The 11,799-nt window shown below is 63.4% G+C and carries 11 protein-coding genes and 1 pseudogene; 8 read left to right on the top strand and 4 right to left on the bottom strand.

All coding sequences use genetic code 11. The features are described from left to right. Positions 1-659: 659 nt before the first annotated feature. From LC092_RS18530 to LC092_RS18515, 4 genes and pseudogenes are all read right to left on the bottom strand, one after another. Positions 660-1,343 (bottom strand): hypothetical protein, encoded by a 684-nt coding sequence (locus tag LC092_RS18530; protein WP_224808943.1) that lies wholly within the window; start codon positions 1,341-1,343, stop codon positions 660-662. A gap of 202 nt (positions 1,344-1,545) precedes the next feature. Further along, positions 1,546-1,974, bottom strand: a pseudogene (locus tag LC092_RS18525) (IS5 family transposase); the annotation flags it as partial. Between the two features lie 5 nt (positions 1,975-1,979). After that, the gene (tldD, locus tag LC092_RS18520; RefSeq protein ID WP_224808941.1) at positions 1,980-3,404 is read right to left on the bottom strand and encodes a metalloprotease TldD; all 1,425 of its coding nucleotides are present in this window, start codon (positions 3,402-3,404) and stop codon (positions 1,980-1,982) included. 260 nt (positions 3,405-3,664) lie between these two features. Continuing rightward, on the bottom strand, positions 3,665-4,186 hold the full coding sequence (locus LC092_RS18515; RefSeq protein WP_412103610.1) for an invasion associated locus B family protein: 522 nt from the start codon (positions 4,184-4,186) through the stop codon (positions 3,665-3,667). Positions 4,187-4,788: 602 nt separating this feature from the next. Between LC092_RS18515 and coxB the strand changes: the two genes are divergently transcribed. The 8 genes from coxB (at position 4,789) to LC092_RS18475 (ending at position 11,748) form a co-directional block, all read left to right on the top strand. Continuing rightward, positions 4,789-5,679, top strand: coding sequence for a cytochrome c oxidase subunit II (gene coxB, locus LC092_RS18510; RefSeq protein ID WP_224808947.1), 891 nt, complete (start codon positions 4,789-4,791; stop codon positions 5,677-5,679). 104 nt (positions 5,680-5,783) lie between these two features. After that, positions 5,784-7,382 carry a cytochrome c oxidase subunit I gene (gene ctaD / locus LC092_RS18505; RefSeq protein ID WP_224808939.1) on the top strand — a complete coding sequence of 533 codons (1,599 nt, stop codon included), beginning with the start codon at positions 5,784-5,786 and terminating at the stop codon, positions 7,380-7,382. A 172-nt stretch (positions 7,383-7,554) separates the two neighbouring features. Then, entirely contained in the window at positions 7,555-8,505 is a 951-nt protein-coding gene (locus LC092_RS18500; RefSeq protein WP_224808937.1) for a heme o synthase, read from the top strand. Further along, positions 8,502-8,663, top strand: coding sequence for a hypothetical protein (locus tag LC092_RS18495; RefSeq protein WP_224808936.1), 162 nt, complete (start codon positions 8,502-8,504; stop codon positions 8,661-8,663). The genes LC092_RS18500 and LC092_RS18495 overlap by 4 nt, the downstream gene beginning before the upstream one ends. A gap of 13 nt (positions 8,664-8,676) precedes the next feature. Next, a complete protein-coding gene (locus LC092_RS18490; RefSeq protein ID WP_224808934.1) occupies positions 8,677-9,330 on the top strand; it encodes a cytochrome c oxidase assembly protein in 654 nt (217 codons plus the stop codon). Between the two features lie 54 nt (positions 9,331-9,384). Beyond that, entirely contained in the window at positions 9,385-10,245 is an 861-nt protein-coding gene (locus LC092_RS18485; protein WP_224808932.1) for a cytochrome c oxidase subunit 3, read from the top strand. A gap of 281 nt (positions 10,246-10,526) precedes the next feature. Continuing rightward, positions 10,527-10,937 (top strand): DUF983 domain-containing protein, encoded by a 411-nt coding sequence (locus tag LC092_RS18480; RefSeq protein ID WP_224808930.1) that lies wholly within the window; start codon positions 10,527-10,529, stop codon positions 10,935-10,937. Beyond that, entirely contained in the window at positions 10,927-11,748 is an 822-nt protein-coding gene (locus tag LC092_RS18475; RefSeq protein ID WP_224808928.1) for an SURF1 family protein, read from the top strand. The genes LC092_RS18480 and LC092_RS18475 overlap by 11 nt, the downstream gene beginning before the upstream one ends. Positions 11,749-11,799: the final 51 nt, after the last annotated feature.

The raw sequence follows: 11,799 nt of genomic DNA, 5'->3' as shown, positions 1-11,799 counted from the left end.
AGAAAAGCCATGGCGGTGGTATCCTGATCAGGCTTCGGATTGTTCGCGGGCGTGGTGACAGCCAGAGACCCCATCAACTCTCCAAGCGGGAAAAGGAAGCGGCAGGGACCCCGATGACGGCGGGTGAAAACCCAATCCCCGACCGGTCGCCTGCCACTGGTCTCCCGGCAATCTAGGGGCCGGGAGACCGCCCCCAGTCTAACACCCCTTCAAACGAACAACCCCGGATGCAGCGAAGCGGAGATCCGGGGGCCATTGGCGCCCTCAGCGTAAGCGGGGCGTGGGGTGGTTGCGAGTGCCGTGCACCCCTGCAACGCTCACCCGTTTGTCGACGTGGTTTGGATCCCGGCTCGGGGGCCGGGATGGCGCCGGTGTGTTGCTTGAGGCGCCGGGGGCCCTCTAATCGCGGATCCGTCCATGCGCTTCGTGCGGGCTGACGCCCCCCCCCCGTCACACTGCCATGCCTGAATCACACCAATCCCATCAATGCAGATTAACGGGTCCTGAGCCCAAGCTGCCCATTCAGATCATTCGTTCTTGTACTAAAAATCCCAATATAAATAATAATACTGAATCCAATTTCTGCAACATTACCTAAAGGGATAAGTGAATTTGATGAAAAATTCTGCGGAAAAGTTTCTAAGCAAACGCGCAATGGCTCAGTTATTACTAAATCCATCGCCAAAATATTCACTCAATTCACCTTCAATACACTGGCGGGACGAAGCGCTCGCCCCAGTCGACAAGACGCTCCGGCAATTCCAAAAAGAATTCACGACGATATAATCGATAACTCTCGAAAGTTCTATTGAGTTATCTTCTGAGATCCCAAGCCAGTCAGCATAGCTAATATTAATAGAGTACATTTTTAATATTTCATTATGAATACATTCACTGTATTCAAAGGGATCTAGATTTATATAAGTATATATAAAATAGTCTATTCTACTGCGATCGCGATCAACAACGCCTCTAGACAAACAATTTTTTTTGGTATCACCGACGTCAAAACCGAGACCAGCATTTTTTACTGCCGTTGCATAAATCTTAGGCTGATCAAAAACGTGAACAAATCGACTAACCGCCTCACCAGTGGACCGCGGCAAATACCTCACAATAGATGAAAACTCAGACAAAACCCGACTATACCTATAAGATCTAATCTCAACAGAGAACTCAAAAGGTTCTATATCATATGCATAAAAATCATTTACATTATCTAAAATAAAATTTGAATAATTTATGACATTTTCTCTTTTGTATATTCCTTTTACGGAAGAATTTGCTTGACTTGCAGTAAATATGAGGAAAAAGATGACGAGGAAATTGGATTTAGATAACATAGTTCCCACCCACGGCCTTGAATCCATAGCGTCGAAAAAAGTGATCCGCTCGTGCCGGGTCGATACCGCCCGTTGCATGTATCGGAAGATGCTTGCACGCCCGCTCCCTCGCCCATTGGCGCGCCGCCGCGATCAGTTTCAGCGCGGCACGACCGCAGAGCGGCGTTGCCGCAATCTCCTGCTTGGCGACCACGCTTCGGACTCATAAATAGTAGCATACAGTTGCCGCGAGGCAGAGTGCGGACAGGAAGTTGACGGCGTTGCGAGCATAGCGCGTTGCGATCCTTCGGAATTCCTCAAGCCTGCCAAATATGCGTTCGATGACGTTTCTGCATTTGTAAAGATATGGCGAGAAACAGTTTTTCCATTTTCTGGTTTTGCGAGGCGGGATGTTGGGCAGTGTTCCTCGCGCCTCAACGGTTCGGCGAATGCGATCACTGTCATAGCCTTTGTCTCCGTGCAGGATACCTTTTGACGGAATGAGTGGGAGCAAGGCTTCGGCGCCGGTAAAGTCCGAGACATTGGCGTCGGTGAAGTGGAAGGCGATGGGTCGACCCTGATGATCGCTCAGGGCGCGGATTTTGGTTCCCGGACCACCACGAGATCGCCCAAGGGCATGGGCTTGAGTCCCCCCCCTCAGACCGCCGTGCCGCCGACCGTCATCTGGTTGATGCGCAGCGAGGGCTGGCCGACGCCGACGGGGACGCCCTGGCCCTGTTTGCCGCAGGTGCCGATGCCCGGATCGAGTGCCATGTCGTTGCCGACCGCCGCAATGCGGGTCATGGCGTCGGGGCCGTTGCCGATCAGCATGGCGCCCTTGATCGGCGCGCCGATCCGTCCGCCCTCGATCTTGTAGGCCTCGGTGCAGGAGAAGACGAACTTGCCGGAGGTGATGTCGACCTGGCCGCCGCCGAAGGAGACGGCGTAGATCCCGTCCTTGACGCCTTCCAGGATCTCGCCCGGATCCCGGTCGCCGGCGAGCATGATCGTGTTGGTCATGCGCGGCATCGGGATATGGGCGAAGGACTGGCGCCGGCCGTTGCCGGTGGAGGTCGTGCCCATCAGCCGGGCGTTCTGCCGGTCCTGCATGTAGCCGGTGAGGATGCCGTCCTCGATCAGCACGGTGCGGCTGGTCGGCGTGCCCTCGTCGTCGATGGTGAGCGAGCCGCGCCGTCCGCCGATGGTGCCGTCGTCGACGATGGTGACGCCCTTCGACGCGACGCGCTGGCCCATCAGGCCGGCGAAGGCGGAGGTCTTCTTGCGGTTGAAGTCGCCCTCGAGCCCGTGGCCGACCGCCTCGTGCAGGAGAATGCCGGGCCAGCCGTTGCCGAGCACCACGTCGAAACTTCCCGCCGGCGCCGGGATCGCCTCCAGGTTGACCAGCGCCTGGCGCAGCGCCTCGTCGACGGCGTGTTTCCAGCTTTCGTCCGTCACATAGGCGCCGACGCTGTCGCGGCCGCCGAAGCCGTAGGAGCCGGATTCCTGGCGCGTGCCGTCGCCGGCGACGACCGAAACGTTGAAGCGCACCAGCGGACGGATGTCGCGCACCCGATGGCCGTCGGCGCGCAGGATGTCGACCACCTGCCAGGAGGAGGCGAGCGAGACCGAGACCTGCCGGACCTTCGGATCCTTCGCGCGGGCATAGGCGTCGACGGTCTGAATCAGCGCGACCTTGTCGGCAAACGCCGGTTCCGCCAGCGGGTTGACGTCGCTGTAGAGCCTGGCGTTGGTGCGCTGCGGCGCGGCCGCATAGCTGCCGGAATGTCCCGAGGCGACGGCGCGAACGGCATCGGCCGCGCGGGCAAGCGCTGCCTGCGAGATCTCGCCGGAATGGGCGTAGCCGGCGGCCTCGCCGGCAACCGCGCGCAGGCCGAAGCCTTGCGAGGTGTCGTAATTCGCAGCTTTCAGCCGGCCGTTGTCGAAGACGAGACCCTCGGTCTGGCGGTACTCCAGGAACAATTCGCCGTCGTCGGCGCCGGTCAGCGCCTCGCCCAGCATGGCGCGGGCGGTCGCTTCGTCGAGATCTCCGGTCGCGAGCAGGTCGATGGCCGTGTCTGTCATGATGTGGGCTTTCGCTTGTGGCTTCGGTCTTGCCGGGAAAGATAGGGGCAATGCCGCCCGCTGCCCAGCCTTGTCGGACGCGACAAGCCGCAAGGCTCAGGCGCGACACGCTGCAATCGACCGCGCGGCGGCCCTGTTTGAGGGCGGGCTCAGACCACCCGGCGCGCGGCGGCGCAGTTCAGGCCGCGCCTCAGGCAAGCGCGGCGGCGCAGCTCAGGCCGCGCCTCAGGCAAGCGCGACGGCGCAGCTCAGGCCGCGCCTCAGGGAAGCGCGGCGAAGCCGTCGGAAAAGCCGTTCAGCGAGATCGGGATGCCGATGCCTTCTTCCGGGGTCTGGAAGATGACGAAGGTCGCGGCCTGGCCCTGCTGCATCTTCTGGATCAGGTCGTCCTGCATCACCACCTCGACGATGCAGCCGTTGGGCAGGCAGCGCACGAAGCCGGCACGGCCGACATCGGCATTGTCGACGCGAAGGCCGAGGCCCATCGGCAGCAGCACGCCGAGCGGGGCGAGAACGCGCAGCAGGCGCGACTGCTTGTCGGCGGTCTTCAGCACGATGACGGAGAGGCCGACGTTTTCACGATCGTCCGCCGTCACGTTCTGGATGAGGGCGCATTGTTCTTCCTGGGCGCCGGCGGGCGTGTCGCAACGCATCTGCCAGTCGCCATGGACGGAGCGCACGGCGCCCTGCGCGAGTGCCGCGGTGCCGGAGGCCGCGACATGGGCAAGAACGATGCCGGCGATCGCGAGGGCGCGGAGAAGCGGGTTCGATCTGAAAGGCACAGGCTGGGCTCCGGTTTCTGCGGCAAGTCTTCTGGTGTCGAAACGATCCGCCCCGGTCGGGACGGTCTCGCGGGGCGCGTCGCACCCGGCGCAACGGAGCACGATCCTGTCGTGATTCGCGTGGCGCGACGCTGCCTTCGGTTTTCAACCCTTGAAATGCGGAATTCAAGGCGAAACGGTGGCGAAGGCGGCGCGCCGGGGCCTTCGGCGCGCGCAGGCAGGGTTTTTCTTGTGTTGCGCGGGGGCAACATTGGCAATTGGGCGCGAATTTTGTCATTCATGAAAGGAGTCCATTGCGCTACGCGGCGGCTTGTGGTTTTTCAAGCCGACTTTGACCTCGATCAAGCGCGAATGCGGCCTTTTGCCGCTCCTCGGGCCCGGCCCTCGCGCGGTATGTACCGTGCAGGGTAGAGTCGCGGACAGCGTTTTGACGCCGGGCGAGACGGACTTTCGACCTGCCGCCCTACGGTCGGCATGGTCACGGACCGGGGCGCATCGCGCTGGCGGTTCTTGAGCGATTGATGAAAATAGACCCGGACCTCATGCGACGGTCGGGTCAGGAAGGGAGACCGGACGTGACACAGTTGGTCAAGCGTCTGACGATGATCGGCGCGGCGATCGCCGCGCTCAGCGGATTTGCCGGCGGCGCGTTCGCTGCACAGCCCACGGACTGGCAGATGGGCTTCCAGCCCTCGGTCACGACCGTGATGGACGACATCACCTGGTTCAACAATTTCACGCTGGTGATCATCACGGTGATCACGCTGTTCGTGCTGGCGCTGTTGCTGTGGTGCATCTTCCGCTTCAACGCGAAGGCGAATCCGACGCCGTCGCGCACCTCCCACAACACCATGATCGAGGTGGTGTGGACGCTGGCGCCGATCCTGATCCTGGTGATGATCTCCATTCCCTCCTTCCGCCTGCTCTACAAGCAGATCGAGGTGCCGGAATACGACATGACCATCAAGGCGACCGGCCTGCAGTGGGCCTGGAGCTATGCCTACACCGACGAGGGCATGGAGGACGTCATCCTTGATTCCTACATGCTCGACAACGAGGGACGCGCCGAAAAGGCCGCCCAGTTCAACCGCCCGGCGGAAGAATTCCCGCGCCTTCTGGCCGTCGACTACGAGATGGTCGTTCCGGTCGACAAGGTCGTCCGCCTGCAGGTCACCGCAGCCGACGTCCTGCACTCCTTCGCCATGCCGGCCTTCGGCGTGAAGATGGATGCGGTGCCCGGCCGCCTGAACGAGACCTGGTTCAAGGCCGAGAAGACCGGCATCTACTACGGCCAGTGCTCGGAGCTTTGCGGCAAGGACCATGCCTTCATGCCGATCGCCATCCGCGTGGTCGAGGAAGAGCAGTACCAGGCGTGGGCGGATGCCGCCAAGGACGACGTCGATGCCGCCAACGAGCAGCTGATGGCGTCGATCAACGCCGCCGCCAAGACCGCCGACGCCGGCACTGGCGAACTGGATGTCGCGACGCGCTGATCGCGCGTCGCCGAACCGCAATTCCGCAGGCTATGGCGCCTGCGGCCGAGATCCGACCGCGGTGACTGGCCCGGTCGGGCGACTGTGAAAGAGGGAGCTGGAAGATGGCCTATGCAGCGCACGCGCAAGGCGACCATGACCATCCGACCGGATGGACGCGCTGGGTCTATTCGACCAACCACAAGGATATCGGCGTTCTGTATCTGATCTTCGCGATCATCGCCGGCATCATCGGCGGCGCGCTCAGCGTCGGCATCCGCATGGAACTGCAGGAACCGGGGATGCAGTTCTTCTCCGATCCGCATGTGTTCAACGTGTTCACGACCTCGCACGGCCTGATCATGATCTTCTTCATGGTGATGCCTGCGCTGATCGGCGGTTTCGCCAACTTCTTCGTGCCGATCATGATCGGCGCGCCGGACATGGCCTTCCCGCGGATGAACAACATCTCGTTCTGGCTGCTGCCGCCGGCATTCCTGCTGCTGCTGCTGTCGCTCTTCGTCGAAGGGCCCCCGGGCGCCAACGGCGTGGGCGGTGGCTGGACGATCTACCCGCCGCTGTCGACCTCGGGCCAGCCCGGTCCGGCGATGGATCTCGCGATCCTGTCGCTGCACGTGGCCGGCGCCTCGTCGATCCTGGGTGCGATCAACTTCATCACCACGATTTTCAACATGCGCGCCCCGGGCATGACGCTGCACAAGATGCCGCTCTTCGCCTGGTCCGTGCTGGTGACGGCCTTCCTGCTGGTGCTCTCGCTCCCGGTTCTCGCCGGCGGCATCACCATGCTGCTGACCGACCGCAACTTCGGCACGACCTTCTTCGATCCGGCCGGCGGCGGTGACCCGATCCTGTTCCAGCACCTGTTCTGGTTCTTCGGTCACCCGGAAGTGTACATCCTGATCCTGCCGGCCTTCGGCATCGTCAGCCACATCATTTCCACCTTCGCCCGCAAGCCGATCTTCGGCTATCTCGGCATGGCCTACGCCATGGTCGCGATCGGCGTCGTCGGCTTCATCGTCTGGGCCCACCACATGTACACCGTCGGTCTCGACGTGGACACGCAGGCCTATTTCGTCGCCGCCACGATGGTCATCGCGGTGCCGACCGGCGTGAAGATCTTCTCCTGGATCGCCACCATGTGGCAGGGGTCGATCACCTTCAAGACGCCGATGCTGTGGGCCGTGGGCTTCATCTTCCTGTTCACCGTCGGCGGTGTGACGGGCGTGCAGCTCGCCAACGCCGGTCTCGACCGGGCGATGCACGACACCTACTACGTCGTGGCGCACTTCCACTACGTGCTGTCGCTGGGTGCGGTGTTCGGCATCTTCGGAGCCTGGTACTACTGGTTCCCGAAAATGTTCGGCTACATGTACAACGAGACGATCGGCAAGGCCCATTTCTGGATCACCTTCGTGGGCGTGAACCTGATCTTCTTCCCGCAGCACTTCCTCGGGCTCGCCGGCATGCCGCGCCGCTATGTCGACTATCCCGATGCAATGGCCGGGTGGAACGCGGTCTCCTCCTACGGGTCCTACATCTCGGCCTTCGCGGTCCTGGTGTTCCTGTTCGGCATCGTCGAGGCCTTCTCCAAGAAGCGCGTCGCCGCCGACAATCCGTGGGGCGAAGGTGCGACCACGCTGGAGTGGACGCTGTCCTCTCCGCCGCCGTACCACCAGTTCGAGACCCTGCCGCGCATCCGCTAAGCGCGACGGGCCTGTAGCAAGACGACCGCGCCGGCATCCCGCCGGCGCGGTCATCGTCCGGCGGACGACGATGGGCGAGGGGCCGCATCGTCACCAAGCCGGCACGTATTCGAGACTGCCAGCCGAATGGACCCGGACCGGTTCCGGGCCGCGAACGCGAAAGACCTGCTTGATGTCGCTTGCCGAAATCCAGGACACACCGCTCGACGAAACCGGCTTCGGTGGAGGCCAGGGCGAGGTCGGCGATTACATCGCGCTCCTGAAGCCGCGGGTGATGTCGCTCGTCATCTTCACCGCCTTCGTCGGCATGCTGATCGCGCCGGGCGGGATCCATCCCGTTCTGGGCGCAGTCGCCATCCTGTGCATCGCCATCGGGGCCGGCGCCTCGGGCGCGCTGAACATGTGGTATGACGCCGACATCGACGCCGTGATGTCGCGCACCAAGGGCCGTCCCGTCCCCGCCGGCAAGGTCACGGCGCAGGAGGCGCTTGTCTTCGGGCTGACGCTGTCGGCCTTTTCGGTCCTCGTGCTCGGACTGACCGTGAACTGGCTTGCCGCCGGACTGCTGGCCTTCACCATCTTCTTCTATGCCGTGATCTACACGATGTGGCTGAAGCGCGCGACGCCGCAGAACATCGTCATCGGCGGCGCCGCCGGCGCCTTTCCTCCGATGATCGGCTGGGCGGCTGTGACCGGCGACATCTCTGTCGAGAGCGTCGTCCTGTTCCTGATCATCTTCATGTGGACGCCGCCGCATTTCTGGGCGCTGTCGCTGTTCAAGCGCGGCGACTACGAGAGCGCGCGCATCCCGATGCTGCCCGTCGTGGCCGGCGAGGATGCGACCCGTCGCCAGATCCTTGCCTATTCGGTCCTGCTTGCCCCCGTCGGCGTCGCGCCGGCGCTGCTCGGCTTTGCCTCGCCGGTCTATGGCGCGATTGCGGCCGTCCTCGGCGTCGCCTTCGTCTGGTATGCGGTCAAGGTGTTTCGGGAGCGCGAGGGCGATGCGGCACGCAAGGCCTCGGTGCAGCTCTTCAAGTTCTCGCTGCTCTATCTGTTCCTGGTGTTTGCGCTGCTGCTCGGCGACAGCCTCTTCGCGGCCCTCTTTTCCGGAGGTTTTGCATGAGTGACGACGACGGCATCCGCCTGAGCGACGACCAGAAGCGGCGCCAGCGCGGACGATCCATCGCCATCGGCCTCGCGCTTGCGGGTCTTGTGGTGCTTTTCTATGTCGTGACCCTGGTCAAGATGGGACCGGGCGTGCTCGACAAGGGCATGTATTGAGGAGGTGACCCGCATGACGCGCGAATCCGATTCGACCTCGCGAGACCATGACGCGCAGCCGGTGGCGGACGCAGGCAGCAACACCCGCCTGCAGCGGTCCAACCGCCGCGTGGCGATTGCCGTTTTCGGCGGCGTCGTCGCGATGACGGGCATGGCCTATGCGGCGGTGCCGCTCTACGAATTGTTCTGCCAGGTCACCGGCTACGGCGGGACCACGCAGCGCGCCGAAGCTTCTTTCGGGGAGGTCATCGACCGCAAGATCACGGTGCGCTTCGACGGCAACGTCAACGCGGCGCTGCCCTGGAAGTTCGGCCCCGAGGTGCGCTCCGTCACGCTCAAGATGGGCGAGACGACGCAGATGGCCTATTCCGCGACCAACCAGGGCGCAGCGGGCACCGTCGGCACGTCGACCTTCAACGTCACGCCCTTCGAGGCCGGCGCCTATTTCAACAAGATTGACTGTTTCTGCTTCACCGAGCAGCCGCTTGCCTCCGGTGAAAGCGTCGAGATGCCGGTCGTGTTCTTCGTCGATCCGGAGATGGACAAGGACCCGAAGTTGAAGCACATCAAGGAGATCACGCTCTCCTACACGTTCTTCCCGGCAAAGCAGCCGGAAACACCCGTAGCGGCCCGGCCGGATGCGACCGGCACCCGCGACAACCTATAACTCTGCACGCCCGCGGCATGCGCGGCACTCGTTGAAAGATCGGGGGAGACACCCATGGCGCACGCCAAGAACCACGACTACCATCTCGTCGATCCGAGCCCCTGGCCGTTTCTTGGCGGCGTCGGCGCCTTCATTATGGCGCTCGGGGCCATCGGCCTGATGAAATATACGCAGGACCGCGAGTTCCTCCTGTTCGGCGTCGATCTGGCCGGTTGGGGCATCTTCACGGTCGGAACGCTGATCGTTCTCTACGTGATGTACGGCTGGTGGCGCGACACCGTGCGCGAGTCGCTTGCCGGCGATCACACGCCCGTCGTGCAGCTGCATCTGCGCTACGGCATGCTGCTGTTCATCGCCTCGGAAGTGATGTTCTTTGTGGCCTGGTTCTGGGCGTTCTTCGACGCGTCGCTCTTCACCAATGAAGCCGCGCAGTTCGCCCGCGTCGAGGCGACCGGTGGCGTCTGGCCGCCCGAGGGCATCGAGACTTTCGATCCCTGGCACCTGCCGCTGTTCAACACGCTGATCCTGCTGACCTCCGGCACCACGGTGACCTGGGCGCATCACTCCCTGCTGCACAACGACCGCGAGGGCCTGAAGTGGGGCCTGACGCTGACCGTGGTGCTCGGCGTGCTGTTCTCCATCGTCCAGGCCTATGAGTACAGCCATGCGGCCTTCGGCTTCTCCGGCTCGATCTACGGCGCGACCTTTTACATGGCGACCGGCTTCCACGGCTTCCATGTGATCGTCGGCACCATCTTCCTGCTGGTCTGCCTGATCCGCGCGTCGATGGGACAGTTCACCCCGCTGAAGCACTTCGGCTTCGAGGCTGCCGCCTGGTACTGGCACTTCGTTGACGTGGTGTGGCTGTTCCTCTTCGTGTCGATCTACGTCTGGGCCGCCGGCCCGGCGCATTGACCGGGGCGGGCGCATCAGCCAGAGCCAGAGCCTGAGCCTGAGGGCATCGTCGCCCGATCCAGAGTTTCGCGTCCGCGGCGGTTCCCACCGTCGCGGACGTTTCGTTTCAGCCCGGGAAACCGGATCCGCGCCGACCGGCCGGCGTCTTCCGGTCCGCAGGGGCGACCGGTGCCTCCAGACGGTGCATCAATCTGTCGTCTCGACAAATGCCTGCGCCGCCGGCAGGCAGACGCGACATGCAGGCGCGCCCGGCCGGGCGTGCAACACGGGATCACGAGATCATGACGCAGCCACCGCGCACCGACCAAAGCCCTCAGGGCGATCGCGCGCAATATCCGCAGCAGAACCCGCTGCGCACCGGCCTGCGCGGGCGGTGTCCGCGCTGCGGGCAGGGTCGTCTGTTCGATGGCTTTTTGACCGTGCGGCCGCAGTGCGGCAATTGCGGTCTGGCGTTCGATTTCGCCGACAGCGGCGACGGACCGGCGGTGTTCATCATCATGCTCGTCGGCTTTGTCGTGGTCGGGCTGGCGCTGGTGGTCGAGGTTGCCTTCCAGCCGCCGATCTGGCTGCATATGGCGCTCTGGTTGCCGCTGACCCTCGTTCTGGGGCTCGGCATGCTGCGCCCGCTGAAAGGGCTGATGATCGCCCAGCAATACCGGCACAGCGCAAAGGAGGGTCGCCTTGACGACTGACGCGTCGCGAAATCCGCCGGATGCACCGGTTCGCCCGCTGGCCCGGCGGCTGCTGTGGCCGGCGCTGGCAACGGCCGTGGTCTTTGCCGTGCTCTTGACCCTCGGCTCCTGGCAGGTCGCCCGGCTCACCTGGAAGCTCGAGCTGATCGAACGGGTGGAATCGCGTGTCGACGCGGCACCTGTGCCCGCTCCCGGTCCGGCGGCCTGGCCGGATCTGGAAACGGACGACTGGGACTATCGTCCGGTCGAGGTCAGCGGCCGCTTTCTTGACGGCGAGCTCTATTATTACATCGCGCTGAGCGACGCCCGCGGGCCCGTCGGCGGTCCCGGCTATTTCGTCTATGCGCCGTTCGAGACCGACGACGGCTTCGTGGTGATGGTCAATCGCGGCTTCGTGCCCGATGGCCGGCAACCGCCGGAGAGCCGGCCCGGAAGCGAAGCGCCGGACGGGCCGCTGACGCTCACCGGCCTGTGGCGCCGCGACGAACGGGGCAACATGTTCACGCTGGAAGCGGACAAGGGGATCTGGTTCGTGCGTGAGGCGCGCAAGATGGCGGCGTCTCTCGGCATCGACCCTCAGCAAACGCGCGTCGCGCCCTTCACCATCGACGCGCGGGCCGACTTCACGCCGGCATCGGGCCTGCCGCAGGCCGGAGAGACGATCGTCAGCTTCACCAACAACCACCTGCAATATGTGGTGACCTGGTACGGGCTGGCGCTTGTGCTTCTGGCGGTGTTCTTCGCCTATGCGCGCGGGGAGGCACGGCGCGGAGAAGATGCGCGCGGGGAGGCACGGGGCGGGAACGACTGAGGCCGGGGCGGATCAAAAACGCCCGCCGGCGGACCGACGGGCGCTTGAAAG

The sequence above is a fragment of the Stappia stellulata genome (assembly GCF_020176715.1).
Taxonomy (GTDB): Bacteria; Pseudomonadota; Alphaproteobacteria; order Rhizobiales; family Stappiaceae; genus Stappia.
This window is presented reverse-complemented; position numbering and strand designations above follow the sequence as displayed.

Coding starts and splice junctions, on each gene's coding strand:
- LC092_RS18530 (WP_224808943.1), bottom strand. CDS start 1,343: ATGTTATCTAAATCCAATTTCCTCGTCATCTTTTTCCTCATATTTACT.
- tldD (WP_224808941.1), bottom strand. CDS start 3,404: ATGACAGACACGGCCATCGACCTGCTCGCGACCGGAGATCTCGACGAA.
- coxB (WP_224808947.1), top strand. CDS start 4,789: ATGATCGGCGCGGCGATCGCCGCGCTCAGCGGATTTGCCGGCGGCGCG.
- ctaD (WP_224808939.1), top strand. CDS start 5,784: ATGGCCTATGCAGCGCACGCGCAAGGCGACCATGACCATCCGACCGGA.
- LC092_RS18500 (WP_224808937.1), top strand. CDS start 7,555: ATGTCGCTTGCCGAAATCCAGGACACACCGCTCGACGAAACCGGCTTC.
- LC092_RS18495 (WP_224808936.1), top strand. CDS start 8,502: ATGAGTGACGACGACGGCATCCGCCTGAGCGACGACCAGAAGCGGCGC.
- LC092_RS18490 (WP_224808934.1), top strand. CDS start 8,677: ATGACGCGCGAATCCGATTCGACCTCGCGAGACCATGACGCGCAGCCG.
- LC092_RS18485 (WP_224808932.1), top strand. CDS start 9,385: ATGGCGCACGCCAAGAACCACGACTACCATCTCGTCGATCCGAGCCCC.
- LC092_RS18480 (WP_224808930.1), top strand. CDS start 10,527: ATGACGCAGCCACCGCGCACCGACCAAAGCCCTCAGGGCGATCGCGCG.